The organism is Duodenibacillus massiliensis (assembly GCF_900128485.1).
In the GTDB taxonomy this organism is placed as follows: domain Bacteria; phylum Pseudomonadota; class Gammaproteobacteria; order Burkholderiales; family Burkholderiaceae_F; genus Duodenibacillus; species Duodenibacillus massiliensis.
Genome location: NZ_LT635859.1, coordinates 155821 through 177531 on the forward strand (window position 1 = coordinate 155821; position 21711 = coordinate 177531).

Consider the following 21711-nt stretch of genomic DNA (forward strand, 5'->3'; position numbering starts at 1 on the left):
TCCTTTACGCGGCAAAGCCGAGCGTGACGCAAAGAAGGGGCGTTGCGTCCTCGCCCAAGGCCCGCGTCAGTTTCTCTGCGTCAAAGGAGCCGCGCACAACGCTTCCCAATCCCACCGCCACACAGGCAAGCTGCGCGGCCATTCCACAAAAGCCCGCATCGTACTTCACGTAGTCTTCAATACCCGCCGCCTTTTTGTTGTCCGCGGCAATCACGAGCGTCACGGGCGCGGTTTTCACAAAGTCCTGATCGGTGGTGGAATCCGCACGGGCGTCGCCCGCGTGCGTGCAGACAAGTGCGTTTTTCACGGGGTCATAGCGCCAGACGCCTTCACTGTCCAAAACGTACGCCGTCATTTCCCGCCTGTCCATCGTTGTGGGAACCGTGAGCTTTCCTTCAGCTGACGACGTCCCGCACGTGCACCAGAGCACGTGCGCGAGAATCGAAGCGTCCACTTTCTGATCGGAAAATTCCCGCACGGAACGGCGCTGGCCGACCGCGGCAATCAGTTTCATGTCCGCTGCAATCGGTGCCGGAAGTTCCCGCACGTCCCCTCTTTTGAGTGTCTGCATTTGTCGTGTCCTTCGCTGCGGCACCGGCAAAAGCACGGTGCCCTGTAAATGTTGCGGCAATTTTAGCGGTCTGCCGTGCCTTGCTCCTTGTCTTAAGATTATGCGGCGTACCGCGTTTACCCATATGCGTTTTTCGGATTTTCTCTGCCATGCCGCCCGTCGTTGCCGCCACGCTGTTTCCCGATGTTTTTGTCCTTGAGCCTGCGCGCTTTAAAGACAACCGCGGCGAATTTCTAGAAGTCTTTAACGCAGAAGACTTTGAAGTGGTGTTGGGGCTCACGCCCGCATTTGTGCAGGATAACGTCAGCGTAAGCCGCAAAAACACCGTGCGGGGCCTACATTGGCAGGCTGCCCCTCACGGACAGGGAAAACTTGTGACCTGCGCGACCGGCACCGTCTTTGACGTAATTGTCGATATCCGCCCCGAGTCGCCTGCGTTTCTTACGGCACGCACCGTGGTGCTCTCGGGCGAAAACCGCCGGGTACTCTGGATTCCCGCGGGCTACGCCCACGGCTTTGCAGCGCTTGAAGACAACACAACGGTTTTCTACAAAGTGACGCACAAACGGGTCCCGGCGGCCGAGCGCACGGCGCTTTGGTGCGATCCGGCGCTCGGTATCCAATGGCCGGTTGCGGCAGCCGATTCGGTCATGTCTGAAAAAGACCGCCGGGCCGCACCGCTTAGAACCGTTCTCGGGCTTTAAGAGAACATTTCGCTCATTTCTTTGGAGCGCGCCGCACAGGCCTTGACGGCCGCCTCCACCGTGCCGCGAAAATCGTGCGCTTCAAAGGCTTCGATGGCCTTGGCGGTGGTGCCGCCCTTACTTGTGACGTTCGCCCTTAACTGCGCAAAGTCTTCGCCGGACTTGCGCGCAAGTGCCGCGGCACCCTCAACGGTGGATAACGCCATTTCGTGCGCATCAGCCGGTGTCGCTCCGCCCTTCACGAGCGCATCCGCCAGGGCTTCCATAAAAAGAAAAACGTAGGCGGGGCCGGAACCCGGGCCCGAAGTCACAAGGTGCAGGCCGTCTTCGTGAGTAAGGTCCTTTACCTCACCCACGCTCTCCAAAACGGCATGCGCGGCTTTTCTTGCGTCTTCATCAACGTCAGAAGGCACATAAAGGCCGGAAAAGCCCTTTAACACCATGGCAGGCGTGTTGGGAATGGCACGCACGATGCGTTTGTGGTTAAGCCACGCTCTGAGAACCTCGAGCTTAACGCCCGCGGCAACGGAAAGCACAAGCGCCTTTTCGCTCACAAAGGGTTTGAGCGTTTCACAGCAATCCTTGAGCTTCTGAGGCTTCACGGCAAGCACCACAACGTCCGCCTTTTTAAGCCACTCTCCCGCCCCCTCAAACCCCACGGCACCGTAAAGCGCATGGAGTTTTTCGCGCTTTTCCGGATGCGGGTCACTTACCCAGATCGTTTCACCGTTGACGCCCTTGGCATGCATGCCGGCAATCATGGCGCCCGCCATGTTTCCGCCACCGATAAACGCAGTATTCACTTCGTGCTCTCCCGAAAGGTTGTTGTATGGCTGGTCATTGTAGGACGCCCGCCGGGAAAAACTGCGTACACTTAACGCATCATCAGCGCCCACAGACACTTCCCGTGCGCACCGTCTCCTTTTTTGAGGAAATGACATCATGTCCGAATCACCGCTTATTTCGGTTAAAGAGCTCGAGGCCAAACTCTCTGACGACAATCTTCTCATTCTTGACGTGCGCGCAAGCCTCACGGACCCGGCTGAGGGCCGCAGACTCTATGAGGCGGGCCACATTCCCGGCGCGCGCTTTACCGACTTGGAAAACGATGTCTCTGGCTGCCGCTCGGGCACCAACGGCCGGCATCCGCTGCCGGATTCCGGGCGCTTCTGCGTCAATATGCGGCGTCTCGGCTTAAATCCCGCAAGCCGCGTGGTGGTCTATGACCAGGGGGATTGCAACTTCGCGGCGCGCCTGTGGTTCACCCTGCGGTGGGTGGGCTTTAAGCACGTGCGGGTTTTGGACGGCGGCTGGGCCACCTGGGAAAAGGCAGGGATGGCGGTGCAGACCGAAGAGCCCGCGTGGGAACAAGGCACCTACCGCGCCACCGCGCCCTTAGAGCGCGTCTTTGACGATGATTTTGTCGAAAAGAACCTCGCCGAGCACGGGCCCTATGTGCTCGTTGACGCCCGCTCGCACGAGCGCTTTATCGGGCAAAACGAAACGATGGATCCCGTCGCAGGCCACATTCCCGGGGCGTTGAACCGCCCGTCAGCGGAAAACATCGGCGAGAACGGGCTTTTTAAGGCGCCCGAGATACTCAAAAAAGAATTTGAAGCCGTGCTTGCGGGCCGCGCAACTGAGAACGTCATCAACTACTGCGGTTCCGGCGTCACCGCCTGCTGCAATCACCTAGCGATGCGCGTGGCGGGCTTAAGGGACGCGGGCGTTTATGTCGGAAGCTGGTCTGAGTGGGTCGCAGACGAAAACCGTCCGGTTGCAACGGGCGACAACTGACCGGCCTTAAAACTCATCATCATCAAAACGCGTGTTTGTGAGATCAGGCTCCCGCCACCCGGCCCGCGCATAGGCCTCATGAAGCACCTCGGTGCCGAAGGCCTTGTAAGCCGCGGGGTCTGATAACGTCCGCCGGTATGCTTTGGCACCGGCAAGCCCGTTTAAAAGCCCGAGCATATGCCGCGTCGTTCCGCGTAACGCAAGGGGATCCGCGGGCACCTTTTCCTTGAGATAGGCCGTCATCCGGTCGATGATTTCGGAGCGCGTCACGGCCCGCACCGTTTCGTCTCCGAAAAGCCGGGCGTCGACGTCCGTTAAAATCCACGGATTCTGATAGGCCTCACGCCCCACCATCACGCCGTCACAGCCTGCGGCAATGATTTCTTCGGCGGTTTCAAGGGTTTTCACGGCACCGTTTACGCAGATCACGGCCTCAGGAAAATCTTTTTTGAGCGCATAGGCGTAGTCGCGCTTTAAGGGCGGCACCTCACGGTTTTCCTTGGGGGAAAGGCCCTTGAGCCACGCCGCGCGCGTATGCACGATAAAGACGCGGCAACCCGCGTCAAAAAGCGTGCCCACAAAGTCACGCACAAAACCGTACGAATCCTCTTTATCGACGCCGATGCGGTGCTTGACGGTGACGTCGATATCGACGGCGTCACGCATCGCCTTAAAGCAGTCAGCGACGAGCTTGGGTTCGAGCATGAGGCACGCGCCGAAACTGCCCCGCTGCACGCGCTCAGAGGGACAGCCGCAGTTAAGGTTCACTTCGTCGTAGCCGCGTTCGGCAACCCACTTTGCGGCCTGCGCGAGTTCCGCGGGGTCACTGCCCCCCAACTGACAGGCAACGGGGTGTTCAACCTCTGAAAACCGCAGCAGCCGGTCACGGTTACCGTGCACGAGCGCGGGTGAGGTAATCATCTCCGTGTAAAGCCTTGTGTGACGCGAGAGCGACCGGTGAAACACGCGGCAGTGCGTGTCCGTCCAGTCAAGCATCGGGGCAACACAAAAGCGCCAGCGGCGGGAAAAATCGGCGTCAGGCATAAGCTTTACGAAGAAAAAGGAAAGACTAACGGTCAGGACTTGTCGGGAAACGTCCCGTCAACATAAACCCACACGCCGTCCCGCTTTTCAAAGCGGGAAATCTCGTGCATGCGGAAAGCCCCTTCACGGGTGCGGCCGCGGGCCACAAATTCCACGGTTCCTTCCGTGGGCGTCTGAAGCGCCGCGTTTTTGACGGTCAGCCCGAGCCACTTCACTTTATCAGCCCCCTCCATGGGGTCTGCAGGGTATGTCTCAGGCGCCCAGGTAGCGCGGATCCAATTTTCACGCCCGAGAACATAGGCACTGTAGCGTGAGCGCATGAGTTCTTCGGGCGTCTCAGGGGTTTGGCCCCCGTCAAGAAAACGCCCGCAGCAGGCGGCAAAGTCCTTGCCGCTGCCGCAGGGGCACAGTGTGTCGGGCGTTGTCTTTTTAGTCATGACGGCAAATTAAAGCGTCATTTCATCGCGTTCGGCACGCGAAGCACGGCGGCGTTCGAATTCCTTGAGCCAGCGCTTTCTCAGGCGGATGGTCTTCGGGGTGATTTCCACGAGTTCGTCGTCGTTAATGAATTCCACGGCGCTTTCAAGCGTGAGCTGCACCGGCGGAACCAGGCGGATCGCTTCATCGGTGCCGGAAGCACGGATGTTGGTGAGCTGCTTGCAGCGGATGGGATTCACAACGATGTCGTTTTCACGGGAATGTTCGCCGATGATCATGCCTTCGTAGAGGGCATCACCGGGGCTTACGAACAGACGGCCGCGCTCCTGAATCTTCCAGAGCGCATAGGCAACGGCGTTACCGTCATCCTGGCTGATGATCGCGCCCGAGCGGCGTTCACCGACCTCACCCTGCTTGATGGGACCGTAGTCGTCAAAGACGTGGCTCATGATGCCCGTGCCGCGGCACATCGTCATGAACATCGACTGAAAGCCGATGAGGCCTCGGGCCGGAATACGGTATTCCAGACGCACACGGCCCTTACCGTCGGGCTGCATATCCTGCAGATCGCCCTTGCGGCGGCCGAGTTCTTCCATGACGGCGCCCTGATGCTCTTCTTCGACGTCCACCGTGAGAAGCTCATAGGGTTCCTGCTTTTCGCCGTTAACCATTTTGAGCAGTACGCGCGGACGGCCCACAGCAAGTTCGTAGCCTTCGCGGCGCATGTTTTCAAGCAGGATCGTGAGGTGCAGTTCACCGCGTCCGCACACTTCCCAGACCGTTTCGTCCGCAGTCGGCCGCAGACGCATGGCGACGTTACTCTTCAATTCACGTTCCAGACGTTCACGGATCTGACGCGAGGTGACGAACTTACCTTCGCGGCCCGCCAGGGGCGAGGTGTTCACCATGAAGTTCATGGTAAGCGTCGGTTCGTCGACTTTAAGCATCGGAAGGGCTTCAGGGGCCGCGGGGTCGGTGATCGTCGTACCGATGTTGAGGTCTTCAATACCGTTCACGAGCACGATGTCGCCTGCCTGCGCGAAGTCCACAACCTTACGGTCAAGACCTTCAAACTGCAGAATCTGATTGACCTTGGCGGGCTTTGGGGTGTCCTCCGGCCCGTTCATGATCACAACGTTCTGACCGGCTTTGAGAATACCGCGGTGCACACGGCCGATACCGATTTTGCCCACGTAGCTCGAGTAATCCAGAGAGCAGATCTGAAGCTGCAGGGGCGCTTCGGTGTTGTCCTCACGCACGGGGACGTACTTAATCACCGTGTCAAAGATCGCGCGCATGTTGCCGATCTTTTTGAGTTCTTCGACGTTGTCGGTGTAACCGGCGTAGCCCTCAAGGGCCGAGGCGTAAATCACCGGGAAGTCGAGCTGATCTTCGGTGGCGCCGAGTTTGTCAAAGAGGTCAAAGGTCTGGTTCACAACCCACTCGGGGCGGGCACCGGGGCGGTCAACCTTGTTGATGACGACGATGGGCTTAAGGCCCGCTGCGAGGGCCTTGCGCGTCACAAAGCGGGTCTGCGGCATCGGGCCGTCCACCGCGTCCACGAGAAGCAGCACGCCGTCAACCATCGAGAGCACACGCTCGACTTCACCGCCGAAGTCCGCGTGCCCCGGGGTATCGATGATATTGATGTGCACGCCTTCGTATTCGACGGCGCAGTTTTTCGCCAGAATCGTGATGCCGCGTTCCTTTTCGATGTCACCGCTGTCCATCACGCGCTCATCGACCTGCTGGTTGCTGCGGAAGGTTCCCGCGCACTGCAGCAACTTGTCAACCATCGTGGTCTTACCGTGGTCAACGTGAGCAATGATTGCAATATTGCGAATAGCTCTTGTCATTTTGTGTGTCTTCCCGAGTTCGTCCCGCTTCAGGACGGGTCATTGTCTGTGTTTCTGATTAATCGGTACGGGTGAATGACGCCGCGTGCGTCGACCTTCACCACGCCCAGTAACTTCATTTCAGGCCCGTAGGCCCGTGCCTCACCGCGCACGGCACTTTTTAATGCCAGACGCTGTCCGTTTCTCAGACGCTCGGCGCCTGCGGCATCAAGCGTCACCGAGGGCAGCGTCTGCAGCAGAAAATCCGCTCCCTTTAAAAGCGCGCGGCGTTCTTCAATTGTCTGATTCTTGTCGTCAACCGCCGCAAACGGCACGGCGTCGGCGATTTTTAAGTCTCCCACTTCGGTGCGGCGCAGGGCCGTCAGATGCGCGTAGCAGCCGAGCCTGCGGCCGATATCGTCGGCCAAAACCCGGATGTAGGTGCCCTTCGTCACACGCACGTCAATGACGGCCTTATCCCCCTCAAAGGCCAGAAGCGTGAGGCTTTTAACCTCAACCTTACGGGGCTTACGCTCCACTTCAATACCCTTGCGGGCGAGATCATAAAGGTTTTTTCCGCCGTGCTTGACGGCTGAGTACATCGGAGGCACCTGTTCGATGACGCCAGTGAATTCCCCGAGAACCTTTACGAGTTCGTCTTTTGTCGGACGTTTGCTGCTGGTTTCCGTCACCGCACCGGTTTTATCCATCGTATCGGTGGCGGCGCCGAACGTGAGCTCAGCCTCATAGCGCTTGTCGGCGTGCAGCAGGTCTGAGGAATACTTTGTGGCGTTTCCGAACGCAAGCGGCAGCAGGCCGCTTGCCATCGGGTCAAGCGTTCCGGTGTGCCCCGCTTTTTTGGCGTTAATGAGCCTGCGGGTAAGCTGCAGGGCCCAGTTTGAGCTCATCCCTGCAGGCTTATCCAGAAGCATCACGCCGTCAATATCGTCACCCTTTGCGCCCATCGCCGCCTCTTTATTCGGTCTTGCCTTCAGAGGCTTCGCTGCGCCGGGTTTCCTGCATTGCCTCTTCAATCACACGGTCCATGGCAAAACCGCGCGCCACACTTTCGTCCAAAACAAAGTGAAGCGTCGGTACCGTATGGATCGTGAGCTTTTTATAGATGAGGCTTCTTAACATCCCCGCGGCCGCATTCAGACCCTCGCGGCACTTTTCCTCGTCGCACCCGATGGTGGTGAAGAAAAGTTTCGCGTGCGCGTAGTCCGGTGTGATCTCACAACCCGTGATCGTCACCAGTCCCACGCGCGGATCGCGCACGTTCTGCGGAATGAGTTCGGCAATGTCGCGCGCGATCTGGTCGGCGACCCTCAGCGCTCTGCCCGGCTTTTTTGCTTTAACAGCCATCAGTATCCACCTCAGAGCGTACGGGCGACTTCGGTGACTTCGAAGATTTCAAGCTGGTCGCCCACCTTGATGTCGTCGTAGCCCTTAAGCGACAGACCGCATTCGTTGCCGGCCTGCACTTCGCGCACATCGTCCTTGAAGTGTTTCAGAGACGCAAGCTCCCCGGTCCAGATGACGACGTTGTCGCGCAAGAGGCGCGCGGACGCGTTTCTGCGCACCACGCCTTCCATGACGCGGCAGCCGGCAATAAGGCCCACCTTCGGAACGCGGATCGTCTGACGGATTTCGAGCATACCGATCACCGTCTCGCGCTTTTCCGGCGAGAGCATGCCGCTCATGGCCGCCTTCACATCATCGACGGCGTCGTAGATGATGTTGTAGTAGCGCATGTCAATGCCGTCCTGCTCCGCGAGCTTACGGGCCGCAGCATCAGCGCGCACGTTAAAGCCGATGATGACGGCTTTGGAGGCTGCAGCAAGGTTGACGTCGGTTTCGGAAATACCGCCCACGGCACTGTGGACAACCTGAACGCGCACTTCGTCGGTGGAAAGCTTCGTCAAAGCGTGCACCAAGGCTTCCTGAGAACCCTGAACGTCGGCCTTGATGATCAGAGACAGCGTCTTTACTTCCCCGTTATTTTCGCCGGAGAAGAGGTTTTCAAGTTTTGCGGCCTGCTGACGCGCAAGCTTCACGTCACGGTACTTGCCCTGACGGAAGAGCGCGACTTCGCGGGCCTTGCGTTCGTCCGGAACCACAATGAGTTCGTCGCCTGCGGCCGGGACGTCGGAGAGACCCTGAATTTCCACAGGAATCGAGGGACCGGCGCTCTGCACCTGCTTGCCGAGTTCGTTCACCATGGCGCGCACGCGGCCGAAGGCCTGGCCCGCCAGAACAATGTCGCCCTTCTTTAAAAGGCCGGACTGAACGAGAACGGAAGCGACGGGGCCGCGGCCCTTATCCAGTCGGCTTTCAATGACGATACCCTTGGCGTTACCCTGATCCGGGGCTTTCAATTCAAGCATTTCTGCCTGCAGCAGAACGTTTTCAAGGAGTTCATCCACGCCCTTACCGGTCTTGGCGGACACCGGGCAGAACGGCACGTCGCCGCCGAAACTTTCAGGAATCACTTCGTTCTGAACGAGTTCGTTTGTAACGCGCTCAACGTTGGCTTCGGGTTTATCGATCTTGTTGATCGCAACGACCATCGGAACGCCGGCAGCGCGGGCATGCGCAATGGCTTCCTTGGTCTGGGGCATCACGCCGTCGTCGGCTGCGACCACCAGAATCACGATATCGGTTGCCTGCGCACCGCGGGCACGCATGGCGGTAAAGGCTTCATGCCCCGGGGTATCCAAGAACGTGACGATGCCGCGCGGCGTTTTCACATGATACGCACCGATGTGCTGCGTGATGCCGCCCGCTTCACCCGCGGCAACCTTGGCACGGCGGATGTAGTCCAAAAGCGACGTCTTACCGTGGTCAACGTGACCCATGATCGTGACGACCGGGGGACGGGGCACGGCGGGGTACTGCTCGGCACCCTCTTCGATTTCACCCAAGAGCGCTTCCGGATCGTCGGCCTTGGCGGCAATCGCCTTGTGGCCCATTTCTTCAACGAGAATCATGGCCGTATCCTGATCAAGCATCTGATTGATGGTGACCATCTGGCCCATCTTCATCAGAACCTTGATGACTTCGGTGGCCTTAACGCTCATCTTGTGCGCGAGATCGGCAACGGAAATCGTCTCAGGCACGCTCACCTCACGCACCACGGGTTCCGCGGGCATCTGCTGCACGCTTTGCTCGTGATGGTGCTGCTTGCGGCTGCGGCCTCTCCAGTTGTCATCTCCCGAGTCATCGCCGCCGCGGGTCTTGATCGTGCGGCGCTTCTGACCTTCGTCATTCCAGCCGCGGTCGTTGTTGCGTTCGCCCTTGCGGCCCTTGCCGCCCTTTTTGGGCTCGTCGTTGCGGTCACCGGAAGCCGCCTTTGCGGGCTTGGCTTCGGTCTTTTTCTTCGCTTCAGCCGGCTTGGCGACAGCGGCCGTTTTTTCCGCATCCTTGCGGTCGTTCTTATCGCCGCGGTCGGCCTTTGCCTTTAAAACGGTCTTGGGCTTAGAAAGCATCTCGCGGATTGCCGCGGCTTCTTCCAAGGCCTTTTTGCGGGCCGCGTCACGACGGGCCCGTTCTTCAGCCGAAACCGCAGTTTCTTCTTTTTCCGCGGCCTTCGGGGCCACGCGCTGAGCGGCAGCCTGTGCACGGCGCTTTAATTCCTGATCGAGCTTTTCGCGCTCGGCCTTTTCCCGCTCCGCCTTTTCACGGGCGGCCTTGGCGGCAGCCTCTTCACGAGCCTTGCGGCGTGCGGCCTCTTCGGCAGCGCGCTCGGCAGCCGCGGCTTCGCGGGCCTTTTCTTCGGCGGCGGCCTTTTCGGCGGCAGCCTGCTCGGCAGCTTCCCTGGCGGCTTTTTCAGCAGCAGCCTTCTGAGCCTGCTGAGCCTTGGCTTCTTGAGCGGCCTTGGCGGCTTTTTCCGCTTCCGCGGCCTTCACGGCTTCCGCGGCCTTTGCGGCGTCGTTTTCGGCCTGCGCTGCCTGCGCCTGCTTTTCTTCCAGAGCGCGGCGTGCGGCGGCTTCGGTTTCCGCGCGCGCAGCGGCAATGGCGCGGGCTCGCTCATCGTCCTGACGGGGCGACTTCACGAAGACGCGGCGGCGGCGCACTTCCACTTCAATCGTGTGCGCTCCGCCCTGGCCGTCCTTCTGACGGATGGTGGAGGTTTCGCGGCGCTTCACAGTGATCTTGCTGGGACGGTCGGGCACGCGTTCGCTTCTGAGGCTGTCCAAAAGCCGGCGCTTGTCGGCTTCGCTTAATTCGTCGGTCTCGCCCGTCTTTTCAATGCCCGCGGCTTTGAGCTGTGCGAGCAGCGTCTGAGCGGGGATCTTCATTTCCCGGGCAAGATCGATAACCGTATTGTTTGCCATATTCTTTTCTTACTCCTGCCGCTGACCGCACCGCAACCGCGGTTGTTTCCGGTGCCTGCCGCCCGATTGACTCACCGGGCGGCTCACGGCCGTTTTCCTTATCGTTAATCGAACTTGTCCCGGACTCACTCGGCCCAGGAAGCACGTGCCGCCATGATGAGTTTGCTGGCGGCTTCTTCATCAAGCCCCGTCTTTTCGACGAGTTCTTCGGTATCCAGATCACCGAGCTCATCGGCGGTCTTCACACCCGCGCCCACGAGCTTACTTGCAAGGTCATTGTCCATGCCTTCAAGCGCAAAGAGCGAGGGGTCGGCCTGACGGAGGTTCTCCTCACGCTTTAAGGCGCGGGCCAGAAGCACCGTACGGGCCTTTTCGCGCACTTCGGGGAGCTCTTCATCGCTAAAGAGCCCGAGGCCCGCGATTTCCTGTTCAGGCACGTAGGCAAGTTCCTCGAGGCTGTAGATGCCGTCCTCAAAGAGCGCGCGGGCCGTGTCTTCGGAAATACCGAGTTCGCTCACGAATTCCCCGGTCGCAGCCTGCATTTCGTCTTCACGCTTCTTGTCGGCTTCTTCTGCCGTCATGATGTTGATCTGCCAGCCGGTGAGTTCGCTCGCCAGACGCACGTTCTGACCGCCCTTACCGATCGCAACGGCGAGGTTGTCTTCGTCGACCGTCACATCCATGCTGTTGGCGTCTTCGTCGGCCAAAACCTTACTCACTTTCGCGGGCTTTAAGGCTTCCACAATGTACTGCACGGGGTTTTCGTCCCAGCGCACAACGTCGATGTGTTCGCCGGCGAGCTCGTTGGTGACGGCGGTGACGCGCGAACCGTGAATACCGATGCAGGTACCTACCGGGTCAATACGCTTGTCGCGACTCATCACCGCGATCTTGGCGCGCATGCCGGGATCACGGGAAGAAGACTTGATTTCCACGACGCCTTCTTCGATTTCCGGCACTTCAAGCTCAAAGAGTTTGTTCAAAAACTGCGGGCAGGCACGCGACAGAATCACCTGACGGCCCTTGGTGTTTTCTTCGACCTTGAGCACAAAGGCACGCACGCGGTCACCGTTACGGAGGTTTTCGCGCGGAATCATTTCGCTGCGGGGCAGAAGCGCTTCAAGGCGGCCGATTTCAACAATGGCGCCGTCCTTCATCACGCGCTTGATCTGGCCGTTGATGATCTGCTCGTCGCGGGCGAGGAATTCCTTGAGGATCTGTTCGCGTTCGGCGTCCCTCAAACGCTGCAGAATGACCTGCTTGGCGTCCTGGGCAAAGCGGCGGCCGGAGCTGTTGATGTTTTCAATCGGCTTTTCGATGTAGTCGCCCACCTTGATCTCAGGATAGTCGTCGATCACGTCGGAGAGCATCTCCTCGCGGTCGGGCTGCTGCAGGCCTTCGTCGCCGCTCACCACAACCCAGCGGCGCTTGGCGGTCCAGTCACCGGTGCCGCGGTCAACGCTCACCACCACATCGGCGTCTTCACCCGGGAACTGCGCCTTTTTCACGGCGCTTGCCAGAGCCGTTTCAAGCACGCCGAACACGGCAGACTTTTCAACATTCTTTTCGTTGGCCAGTACATCGACCATCTCGAGCATATCTCGGCTCATTATTTTTTCCCTCTAAAATCGAGCTCAGCAATCAGATTGGCGCGGTCCACGTCAACCAGGTCAAATTCCACAACCACAGGCGCCGCTGCAGGCGTCTTCGCGGCCTTTTTCTTATCCCGCACAGCCTGCGAGGGCGTACGGGCGATATGAAGTTCCTCAAAGCTGAAGCGCACGCGGGCTTCACTGCCCTCGCCCTCAACGGCAAGGATCTTTCCGTCAAGTTTGCGGCGGCCGGCTTCAGGAAAGCCTTCGGCGTGCATGGGCTCGTAAAGTTCCACGTGCGCGGGCGACCCCACAAAACGCTTCCAGTCACGGGCGCGCTTTAAGGGGCGCTCCACGCCGGGGCTGCTTACTTCCAGGCGCTCGTAGTCGACGCCCTCAACGGTAAAAAGATGCGTGATCTGGTCGCTCACGGCTTCACAGTCGTCCACGGAAATACCGCCTTCGCGGTCCGTGTCGATCGTGATGCGCACAAGCCCCCTGGCGAGTCGCTCGAAGTCGACAAACTCGTAGCCGAGGCCCGTGACCGTGCTCTCGATCAGTTCAGTGATTTGCGCTGTGCTCTTAGGCATTGATGCGAATCTTGTGCGGGGGGATTCCCCGAAAAAACCAAAAAAAAAATGGGCACACTGCCCATCCCTGTTCCTTTCCCGAAGAAAGGGGCCTCACGACAAAACTGCCTGCCGTCAGACCTGAGTGAGTAAAGCCCGCAAAAACCGTTTCACCGGGAAACGCCTCTTTGCGCCGCCGCGCGTCCCCTTAACGGGGCCACGTGCCGGACCGCTCAGCTTCTGAAAACCGAGCGGCGCTTTGTGAAGACCGCCGCGGCCGCATGAAAAATGCGCCCCGACGTCTCCGTGCGGGGCGCATTATACGGATTTTTGTTGTTTTTTCAACAGCGAAGCGCTGTTTTTCCGTGTTTTTCAGCCAACGCTTTCCGGTTAACCGCGGTTACGGAAATTGCGCCTTCCGCCCTGATGCTGGCCGGAGCGGTTGCCGCCGCGGTTTTTGTACTGCGACTGCGGCTGATCGCCGTAGGCCGAGGGGCGCCCCGCAAAGCCGCGGGAATAAACGTTCTGCGCACCGTCGAGACGGCCGCTCGCTATATAGTCCACGGTACTGGTCATCGAATCGGGCTGCCAGCTTTTTCCCTTATTGCGGGGTTTGCCGCCGAAGGGTTTCTTTTTAAAGCCCCCGTTATTAAGGGGTTTGCCGCCCTTGGGTTTATTTCCCTTATGAAAGGGCTTGGCGCCCTGCTTGGGATTGGCCGTTGCGCCCTGCGCCTCAAGGTCGCTTACCCAGGCCTTCACCCAGTCGCCCGCAAGTTCTCGCGTAGCGCCCTTGGCAAGGTCCTTCGGCAACTGCACTGCGCCGTAACGCACGCGGATCAAGCGGCTCACCGTCAATCCCACCGCTTCAAACATGCGGCGCACTTCACGGTTGCGGCCTTCATTGATGCGCACAAGGTACCAGTGGTTGAGCCCTTCGCCGCCCTTGTCGGTCAACTCAGAAAATGCCGCGGGCCCGTCTTCGAGCTCCACGCCCGACAAAAGCGCCTCACGGCCTTCTTCAGTGAGTGTTCCCGCGGTGCGCACCGCGTATTCGCGTTCAATCGCGTAGCGCGGATGCATCAGTCGGTTGGCAAGATCACCGCTGTTGGTAAAAAGCAGCAGCCCCTCGGTATTAAAGTCCAGACGCCCCACCGCAATCCAGCGGCCGTGGCTGATCTTGGGAAGGTTGTCAAACACCGTGGGACGTCCCTGGGGATCGTCCATACTGACAATCTGACCGGTGGGCTTATGGTAGACAAGCACTCGCGGCACGCGCTTGCCGCCGCCTGCGCTTTCGGCCTTTTTCACAATACGGCCGTTCACGCGCACGATGTCGGCGGGAAGCACACGCTGTCCGAGATGGGCGGGTTCGCCGTTCACAGAAATCCGGCCCTCAAGAATTAACTGCTCCATGTCGCGGCGGCTTCCGAGACCGCAGTCGGCGAGAACCTTCTGCAGTTTTTCACTCTGCGCAATGAGCGCTTTTTTTGCCGCTGCCTTACCGCGCTTAAAAACGCGGGGGTCAAAGACATTGTCGGCCATCATGCCGCGGGTAAGCGTCTCTTCGTCAGAAGCGGCCGGCATTTGAAGGGCCTCAGCCGGAAGTTCAGCCTGAGGATCGTCCTCAGAAACCGCCTGGGGCGCTGCGGCCGCCGGGGAGACTTCCTCTTCAGAGGGCACGTCAGCAACCGCAACAGTTTTCTCCGTCTCCGTCACCGCCGCCTTTGTGCGGGGCTTACGGGTGCCGGTTGACGCAGCCTTTCGGAGCTTGCGGGCAACGGGCTTAACTTCCTCAGCCGCAACCGCTTCGGCGGCAGCCTCAGAAGGCGCGGCATCAGCCGGTGCTCCCCCGGCAGTCTCCGCCGCTGCGGTCTCTGTCTTCTTACGGCGCACCGTGCGCTTTTTGGCGGCGGGCTTAACCTCTGCCGTTTCCGCCTCTGCCGGCACAGCTTCCGGGGCGTCCTTATCCGCTTCAGCCGCCTTCGTTTCCGCCGTCTTTTTCACGGACTTTCGGACCGTGCGCTTTTTGGGCGCGTTTTCAGGGGCCGCTTCGGGCACCCCGGCTTTTTTCACGGCCGTACGGCGGCGCCTCACGGGTTTTGCGGAGGCTTCGTCCGCTTCGGGCGTAACAGCCGCGGATGCGGCTTCAGAAACTTCGACTGACTTTTTAGATTCAGGCATCTTTTTTACCTTCGTCGGCTAAAAGCGGTTTCTCTTCGGCAAGCGGCAGTTCAGGCGTCTTTTGTTCGTCCGCCTTTTTATTCTTGTCCGAAAAGTCCAGTTCAAATTCTTCGACTTTGGGTTCTTCGCCCTGTAAGGGCGGCAACTGATCAAGGCTTTTTAAGCCGAGATCATTTAAAAACTGTGCGGTTGTGGCAAAAAGTGCCGGACGCCCCGGCGACTCTCTGTGGCCAATCACTTCAATCCAGCCGCGCTCTTCGAGCTGTCTCAAAGAATTGGGGTTCACGGTCACACCGCGGATTTCTTCAATATCACCGCGCGTGGCAGGCTGCCGGTAGGCAATGATCGCAAGCGTTTCCATCACCGCACGCGTGTACTTCGGCGCCTTTTCTTCAGAAAGCCTGACGAGATACTCGCCGACCTCCGGTGCACTCTGAAAACGCCAGCCCTCCGCCGTTTCAAGAAGGCGCAAGCCCCTGTCCTGCCAGAAAAGGGCAAGCTTACCCACCTCCGTCAGGATTCTGTCCTGCGTATAGCGGTTTTCAAACAAGCGGGCGAGCTCAGCCGTGCTGAGCGGCCTGGGGCTCGTCAGAAGCGCAGCTTCGATCACAAGCCCGGGATTATTTGCCGGATTCACGAAAACAAACGGTTGAGACTGCGCCGGGCGCAGTGTTTGCTCACAAAAAAGGAAAGTGTGCGGAAAAATCTCAAGGGTTCCGCCGGATTTCGGCCTCATGCCGCAAGCACAGTGCGGTTTTCCCCACAGCGGGGACGCAAAGCTGTGCATGACGGGAGCAGACTCTGCCGCCCGGCCGGCCCGACGTTTCTTTCAACGCAGGCGGACAGATTGTAGAGCAAAGGCGGCGTTACGCCAAACAGCGCGGCAGCATGCGGCCTGCCAAAAAGAAACCGGAGAAAAAGGCGCGTCTTTCTCCGGCTTTTCGTGTTAACTCAAGGAGAACACGGAGTTACTTTTTCGCAGCGGCCTTCTTGGCTGCGGGCTTTTTGGCAGCAGGCTTAGCGGCTTTCACGGAAGCCTTCTTGGCGGGGGCCTTGGCTGCGGGTTTTGCGGCGGGCTTAGCCTCTGCTTTCTTGGCGGGAGCCTTTACGGCCGGCTTCTTGGCGGTCTCAGCCTTTTTGGCAGGAGCCTTTAACGCCGTTTTGGCTGCGGGCTTCTTTGCAGGAGCCGCTTTCTTGGCGGCGGGTTTTGCAGCAGGCGCTTTCTTCACCTCTGCCTTCTTGGCGGCCGGTTTGGCAGCAGGCTTTGTCGCGGGCTTTTTCGCGGCCTTTGCCGCTGCCGCCTTCACAGTCTTCGCGGCGGGCTTGGCAGCGGCTTTTTTGGCCGGGGTCTTGGCGGGGGCCTTCTTTGCGGCGGCCTTAGCTGCGGGCTTTACTGCAGCCTTCTTTGCCGGGGCCTTCACAGCCTTTTTCGCAGCGGGCTTTTCGGCTTCTTCTTTCTTGGGAGCAGATTTCGCGGCAGCCTTTTTCACCGGAGCTTTCTTCGCCGGGGCAGCTTCCTTGGCTGCGGGCTTTTTGGCGGCAGCTGCCGGCTTTGCGGCTTTCTTCGCGGCGGGCTTTTTCGCGCCGGTTACTTCCGCAACGACGTCAGCGACCTTGGCCGTTGCTTCCTGTGCAAGCACCGCACCGGCTTCGAGCATCTGACGGGCCGTGTCGTAGATTTCCTGCGTAAGGATTGTGCCGACCTTACCGCCGGCACCTTCGGCCTGTGCCTGGAACTTCGTCACGGCCGCGCTCAACGTCGCGTATGCCTGCTTAAAACCTTCAAAACTTTTGTCCGAAATCTGGATCGACATAGCCCATCCCCACGGGAAATTGTTGTAACGCTTTCAACATTAACACTGAAAAGCAAAAAACATACAAAGAAAAGGGACAGAATTTCCTTTTTCAATCAACGGCGTGACTAAAGGGCAACACCAAAGCAAAAGCTAAAAAGCGCTGTCTCCGCTCCCGCGGCACTTTGCGCCGCTACAATGGGGCGCTGCAGGTGTTCTCAGCACTCACGCTGAAGATGGTTTGATTTCTTTATTTTCCCTTCTTTTATCAATTGAGTATTAGTCATCCGACTTACACCGGCAGCGTAACCGGGCTTTTGCTCGAGAGGGCTGCCTCCGAATTCCAAACAGGTAACTGATGGTATCGTGGGTTCGAATCCCTCCTTCCCGCCGAATCCTGGTTCTGAAACAACCGGACTCTTGCCTCCTGCATCGGTCTCCCTGCGCAAAGACCACCCCCTCCGAAAACGGCGTTTCTCTTTTCGCCGCTCTTTTGCTATCATGCGCGCTCTGTCCTCTTTGGGACAACCACTGTGCGGAAGGGTGGCAGAGTGGTCGAATGCGCCGGACTCGAAATCCGGTATACGGTTATACCGTATCGAGGGTTCGAATCCCTCCCCTTCCGCCATGCACAGCACGCTAAGGCTCGCGACTCGCGGGCCTTTGTTTTATGCGCCTTCCGCGCCTTTTCCAACACCGGCGCACCTTCCAACGATTTCCCGATCTGTTTCGTCGTGTGTCATCGTGTCTCATAATCTCCCATAAAATAGACCTCGAATCCCAGTATTCCCCACGCGTTTGGGGAAACTTTTCCCACACTTTCCCCAAAAGTCAAAAAAGTGTGGGAAACCAAAACGCGTGGGAAACAGCGTCAGGAGCGCTCTTTTTGTGGGAAACCGTCCGGAGACACAATGAAATCAACCATTCCGAACCTTTGCATAAAGACGTCCAAGGGCAGGCAGTATTACGTCGCCCAGGTGACGATTGACGGCAAGCGCATCGACCGCAGGCTAGGGTTAAATACCCCTGTTAGCGAGCCAACAAGCTCAACCGCAAACCCGCGCTAGACACAAAAATCCACACACACCCGCGGTGGGTAATGCGGTTGCAAAATTTGAAGCTGTGTGATCAGTTGAGCGAGTAAAAGGTGCCCAAAAGGCACCTTTGGCATACCTGAAAGAAACAGCAAAAGAAAAGCCCGATCCACCAAGGAAGCGGGCTTTTTTGTTGGTCACGGCTCCTTTTCAAGCGTCAGCGACAATCGGAACCCGAGCTTGCTCATGGCCTCTTCTATCGCCTCTATGCTGGCCTTGTCTTTGGACAGATCAACATACCGCTGAGCCTGAGTCTGTGTGATGTTGTTCATGCGGGCGATGTCTGCGACCCGGTAACGGTTTTCGACCATGTAGTTCCAGAACAGAATTTTCGCCTGCACGCGAGCCGGGATGTAAACCGGCGTCTCCCCGTCCTGAAGCGGGCTAGGCAGCGGGATGGCGCGGCGCTTCTGACGGTACAGAAGCTCCATCACTCCCGGGACGCACTGAGCGGCCGCCGTGACAGCTCCTTCCAGTGTCGGATCCTCGTAAGTGCATTCAGGAAGATCGCGGCAGGTGACAACGAAAACATCCCGATCAGGGGACTTGACAACTTTGATGCCGTAATACATATACTTCTCCTTGGACAGTGAGGTTTGTGGATGCCTCCCGCTTTGGCTTTGGCTTTAGCTTGATTCTGATCTTGAGCCTGATAAACACGAGATTTAAATCAGCTTCGGCCGTTATGCCTTTTACTTTCAGATCCACATATCTCACCTCCTTTATGAGATAGTATTATACATAAAGGGCTTAAAAAGCAAAGCAAATAATGTAAAATGTAGGTCGGTTTATCTGGCCTTTTTTATTGGGCTACGCAATGGCAACCGCAAAGAAGAAACCGGCCGCAAAGCGTAAGACCGGACGGCCCACCAAGTACACGAAAGAGCTCGCAGACAAGCTCTGCGAGCTGCTTGCCGAAGGCAAGTCGATCAACCAGATCAGCAAGATGAGGGGAATGCCCCATCGAAGCACGGTCTGGGGATGGCAGGACGAGCATCCCGAGTTTTTCGACAAGACAGCGCGGGCGCGCGCGAGGTGCGGACGTCTACGATGAGAGACGGCGTCAGAGCGCCACCCGTCTCATCGACATTGTGGAGGCCGCAGTCAAGTCGGGCATCGAAATCCCTAAAGGCGTGGTCGAAGGTCTGAACGTCGCCATGAGAAAAGACGCCCGCAGTGCCGCGAACCTCAACCCGCAACGCTTCTCAGAGAAGCAGAAGATCGACGTCAATTCGACGGTGATACAGCCTCAGACAGTGACCATCGTCAACGACCTCAAAGAGTGAAGCATGGCAGCAGCCGGACGAAAAAACGTTTTAAGCGAGGTCGTCGGCAAGGGTTATCGGGACTTCTGGAACAGCCGGAGGCGCTACCTGGTATGCAAAGGCTCGCGCGGCTCGAAGAAATCGAAGACAACCGCCCTGAGGTTGATCGTCAACCTCATGAGCCACCCGGAGGCGAATGCCCTTGTGATCCGGCGCTACGCCCGATCTCTCCGCGACTCGTGCTTTGCTGACCTTGAGTGGGCCATTCACCGACTCGGCTTTGACAGCGACTGGCGCGCGACTGCGAGCCCGCTTGAGATCGTCCGGATCAGCACCGGGCAGAAGATCCTTTTCCGGGGCCTCGACGACGGCCAGAAGGTGACGTCCGTCACGGTGGCCCAAGGCGTGCTCTGCTGGGTGTGGTGCGAAGAAGCCTCTCAGCTTGAGAGCGAAGCCGAATTTAATAAGCTCGATCTCAGCATCCGCGTCCAAGTGCCGGCGGGTCTGTGGAAAGAGATCGTCCTGACGCTCAACCCTTGGAGCGAGACGTGGTGGGGAAAACGCCGCTTTTTTGACAAGCCGAACCCCGAGGTGACGGCGCTCACGACCACGTACCTCTGCAATGAGTTTTTAGACGACAAGGACTGGGCGCTTTTTGAGGACCTCCGGGTCAACTTCCCTAGACGCTACCGGATCGAAGGTCTGGGCGAATGGGATATCGCGGAGGGCTTGATCTATCCGGATGCGAAGATCGTGAGCTTTGACCGCGAGGCCATGAAGAGCCGGCGCGACCTTAAAGCCTTTTACGGCGTGGACTTCGGCTTCACCGACCCGACTGCGTTTGTGGGCGGCTTCTACGATCCGGCCCCAAAGACCGTTTTTTTGGCCTGGGAGATTTACGAGCGCGGGCTCACGAATCAAGCGCTTGCCGCCCGGATCAAAGGCTTCGGCCTCAGACGCGAGAAGGTCACCTGCAACAGCGCAGAACCGAAAAGCATCGAGGAGCTGAGGTCTGCCGGCATCAACGCGGTGCCGGCCACGAAGGAACAAGACAGCGTCCGCTACGGCATTCAGTGGCTCCAAGGCGTGCACATCGTGGTGCATCCGGACTGAGTGAACGTGGCGCACGAGATTCAGAACTACGCTTGGGCCAAGGACAAGGACGGACGTCCAACCGACAAGCCCGAGCACGATTTCAGCCACAGTATGGACAGCCTGCGCTACGGCGTTGAGCCGTTGTTAACAGGAGCTAGCTCAGTATGGGAGCGAAAGATGTTTTAAACCGATTTCTCGGTCACGTGACCGCCAAGCGCGACAACGCGGCGAGCTTCATGACGTCCCTGCCCGGGGCGCCCGGCTCCACAATGGAGTCGCGCCAGCCGCTCTCGCAGGATCAGCTCGAAAAGCTCTACCGGACGAACTGGATCGCCCGCAAGGTCTGTGACCTCTACGCCGCCGACATGGTCTCGGCGGGCGTTGAGTGGGACATCGATGCCGACACGACCGAACTTCTTGAGAAGGCGTTTCGGCGTCTGCAGGTGTGGGGTGCGCTTGAGCAAGCGGTTAAGCTCGCGCGCCTTTACGGTGGGTCGATCATTCTGATGGGGACGGCCGCGCCGGACCCGACGAGCCGCTCAACACGGGCGAAGCCCTCCTCGGCCTGCGGGTCTTTGACCGCTACGAAGCAAAGCCGCCCCCGAAGGGACGGCCCGTAAGCCCGGCAACGCTCAGGCGTTATTTTGCCTGCGTTCTCTGCCGCACGGTCTCAAACAGGCAGATGCCGCTTGCCACCGAGACGTTGAGACTTTCCACGGTCCCCAGCATCGGGATTTTCGCAAGCTCATCGCACCTCTTGCGGGTGAGCTGTCGGAGCCCCTCGCCTTCGGCGCCGAGCACCCAGGCAAAGGCGCGCTTCTGGTCAAAGTCATAAATCGACTTTTCCGCTTCTCCGGCCGTTCCCACCACCAGTACGCCCGCTTCCCGAAGTTCCACAATGCTTGCGGCAAGGTTGGTGACGCTTACAACGGGCACTGTTTCCCAGGCGCCTGCGGCAGCTTTGGCCGCTGCCGGCGAAAAAGAGGCCGAGCGGTCCTTGGGCGCCACAACCGCCTGCACACCCGCGGCGTCCGCGACACGCAGGCAGGCGCCGAAGTTACGGGGATCGGTGACGCCGTCAAGAATCAGAAGCAGTGTCTTATCGGTGATGCTGTCAAGCAGCTCATCAAAGGTGAGCGTATTGACGATTTCGTCCGCGAGAGCCACCACACCCTGATGCGGCAGATCGGGCGCAAGGCCGTCGAGCCTTCTGGCATCGGCCTGTACAACCTTGATGCCGGACTTATTGAGCCGCGCGCAGCACTCATGCATGCGCTTGTCGCGGCGCTGCGCGTCCACATAAACCACCTTCACACTCTCGGGCTTTAATCTCACCCGGGCATTAACGGCATGAAAACCTGCCAGAACGACCTGCTTACTCATGATTTTTTCTCGC

General features: G+C 58.8%; 21 protein-coding genes and 1 tRNA gene. 7 read left to right on the forward strand and 15 right to left on the reverse strand.

From position 1 onward, the window contains the following. Positions 1-4: 4 nt before the first annotated feature. The gene (locus tag BQ7486_RS03690; RefSeq protein WP_022373698.1) at positions 5-571 is read right to left on the reverse strand and encodes a nitroreductase family protein; all 567 of its coding nucleotides are present in this window, start codon (positions 569-571) and stop codon (positions 5-7) included. A 149-nt stretch (positions 572-720) separates the two neighbouring features. Between BQ7486_RS03690 and rfbC the strand changes: the two genes are divergently transcribed. Beyond that, positions 721-1275 carry a dTDP-4-dehydrorhamnose 3,5-epimerase gene (gene rfbC, locus BQ7486_RS03695; RefSeq protein ID WP_074009018.1) on the forward strand — a complete coding sequence of 185 codons (555 nt, stop codon included), beginning with the start codon at positions 721-723 and terminating at the stop codon, positions 1273-1275. Here the strand turns inward: rfbC and proC are convergent. After that, a complete protein-coding gene (gene proC, locus BQ7486_RS03700; protein WP_074009233.1) occupies positions 1272-2078 on the reverse strand; it encodes a pyrroline-5-carboxylate reductase in 807 nt (268 codons plus the stop codon). The genes rfbC and proC overlap by 4 nt on opposite strands. Positions 2079-2217: 139 nt before the next feature. Here proC and BQ7486_RS03705 point away from each other — a divergent pair, with 139 nt between their 5' ends. Beyond that, a complete protein-coding gene (locus BQ7486_RS03705; protein ID WP_022373700.1) occupies positions 2218-3072 on the forward strand; it encodes a sulfurtransferase in 855 nt (284 codons plus the stop codon). A gap of 6 nt (positions 3073-3078) precedes the next feature. Here BQ7486_RS03705 and dusA read toward each other — a convergent pair whose 3' ends face one another. The 11 genes from dusA to BQ7486_RS12095 all read right to left on the reverse strand — a co-directional run bounded on the left by dusA (position 3079) and on the right by BQ7486_RS12095 (position 16882). Further along, positions 3079-4116: a tRNA dihydrouridine(20/20a) synthase DusA gene (dusA, locus tag BQ7486_RS03710; protein WP_074009019.1), complete on the reverse strand. Its 1038-nt coding sequence runs from the start codon at positions 4114-4116 to the stop codon at positions 3079-3081. A 32-nt stretch (positions 4117-4148) separates the two neighbouring features. After that, positions 4149-4553, reverse strand: a complete 405-nt coding sequence (locus BQ7486_RS03715; RefSeq protein WP_074009020.1) for a YchJ family protein — start codon at positions 4551-4553, stop codon at positions 4149-4151. Positions 4554-4562: 9 nt separating this feature from the next. Beyond that, complete coding sequence (gene typA, locus BQ7486_RS03720; RefSeq protein ID WP_022373703.1) at positions 4563-6410, reverse strand: translational GTPase TypA; 1848 nt, start codon at positions 6408-6410, stop codon at positions 4563-4565. 29 nt (positions 6411-6439) lie between these two features. Beyond that, entirely contained in the window at positions 6440-7354 is a 915-nt protein-coding gene (gene truB, locus BQ7486_RS03725; protein WP_022373704.1) for a tRNA pseudouridine(55) synthase TruB, read from the reverse strand. Between the two features lie 10 nt (positions 7355-7364). Next, positions 7365-7754 (reverse strand): 30S ribosome-binding factor RbfA, encoded by a 390-nt coding sequence (rbfA, locus tag BQ7486_RS03730; protein WP_074009021.1) that lies wholly within the window; start codon positions 7752-7754, stop codon positions 7365-7367. A gap of 11 nt (positions 7755-7765) precedes the next feature. Then, positions 7766-10726 carry a translation initiation factor IF-2 gene (infB, locus tag BQ7486_RS03735; RefSeq protein WP_074009022.1) on the reverse strand — a complete coding sequence of 987 codons (2961 nt, stop codon included), beginning with the start codon at positions 10724-10726 and terminating at the stop codon, positions 7766-7768. Positions 10727-10851: 125 nt separating this feature from the next. Continuing rightward, positions 10852-12336 carry a transcription termination factor NusA gene (gene nusA / locus BQ7486_RS03740; protein ID WP_074009023.1) on the reverse strand — a complete coding sequence of 495 codons (1485 nt, stop codon included), beginning with the start codon at positions 12334-12336 and terminating at the stop codon, positions 10852-10854. Further along, positions 12336-12908 carry a ribosome maturation factor RimP gene (gene rimP / locus BQ7486_RS03745; protein ID WP_022373708.1) on the reverse strand — a complete coding sequence of 191 codons (573 nt, stop codon included), beginning with the start codon at positions 12906-12908 and terminating at the stop codon, positions 12336-12338. The genes nusA and rimP overlap by 1 nt, the downstream gene beginning before the upstream one ends. A gap of 369 nt (positions 12909-13277) precedes the next feature. Next, on the reverse strand, positions 13278-15068 hold the full coding sequence (rluB, locus tag BQ7486_RS03750) for a 23S rRNA pseudouridine(2605) synthase RluB (RefSeq protein ID WP_074009024.1): 1791 nt from the start codon (positions 15066-15068) through the stop codon (positions 13278-13280). Then, positions 15061-15705, reverse strand: coding sequence for an SMC-Scp complex subunit ScpB (gene scpB, locus BQ7486_RS03755; protein ID WP_235836722.1), 645 nt, complete (start codon positions 15703-15705; stop codon positions 15061-15063). Before scpB ends, rluB begins: the two co-directional genes overlap by 8 nt. 331 nt (positions 15706-16036) lie before the next feature. Next, complete coding sequence (locus BQ7486_RS12095; protein ID WP_074009026.1) at positions 16037-16882, reverse strand: hypothetical protein; 846 nt, start codon at positions 16880-16882, stop codon at positions 16037-16039. A gap of 516 nt (positions 16883-17398) precedes the next feature. On the opposite strand from BQ7486_RS12095, the gene BQ7486_RS03765 reads away from it, so the two are divergent. After that, a tRNA-Ser gene (locus tag BQ7486_RS03765) sits at positions 17399-17489 on the forward strand. A gap of 603 nt (positions 17490-18092) precedes the next feature. Here BQ7486_RS03765 and BQ7486_RS03770 read toward each other — a convergent pair. Next, positions 18093-18527, reverse strand: a complete 435-nt coding sequence (locus BQ7486_RS03770) for a hypothetical protein (RefSeq protein ID WP_074009027.1) — start codon at positions 18525-18527, stop codon at positions 18093-18095. Between the two features lie 245 nt (positions 18528-18772). On the opposite strand from BQ7486_RS03770, the gene BQ7486_RS03775 reads away from it, so the two are divergent. The 4 genes from BQ7486_RS03775 (at position 18773) to BQ7486_RS03790 (ending at position 20935) form a co-directional block, all read left to right on the forward strand. Then, on the forward strand, positions 18773-19009 hold the full coding sequence (locus BQ7486_RS03775) for a terminase small subunit-like protein (RefSeq protein WP_074009028.1): 237 nt from the start codon (positions 18773-18775) through the stop codon (positions 19007-19009). Positions 19010-19088: 79 nt separating this feature from the next. Further along, positions 19089-19241: a hypothetical protein gene (locus tag BQ7486_RS11890; RefSeq protein ID WP_154666306.1), complete on the forward strand. Its 153-nt coding sequence runs from the start codon at positions 19089-19091 to the stop codon at positions 19239-19241. Between the two features lie 3 nt (positions 19242-19244). Continuing rightward, complete coding sequence (locus BQ7486_RS03785; protein ID WP_204206987.1) at positions 19245-20333, forward strand: PBSX family phage terminase large subunit; 1089 nt, start codon at positions 19245-19247, stop codon at positions 20331-20333. A 146-nt stretch (positions 20334-20479) separates the two neighbouring features. Further along, a complete protein-coding gene (locus BQ7486_RS03790; protein WP_074009030.1) occupies positions 20480-20935 on the forward strand; it encodes an anti-CBASS protein Acb1 family protein in 456 nt (151 codons plus the stop codon). A 19-nt stretch (positions 20936-20954) separates the two neighbouring features. Here the strand turns inward: BQ7486_RS03790 and rlmB are convergent, their stop codons facing one another. Next, complete coding sequence (gene rlmB, locus BQ7486_RS03795; protein ID WP_074009031.1) at positions 20955-21698, reverse strand: 23S rRNA (guanosine(2251)-2'-O)-methyltransferase RlmB; 744 nt, start codon at positions 21696-21698, stop codon at positions 20955-20957. Positions 21699-21711 lie beyond the last annotated feature (13 nt).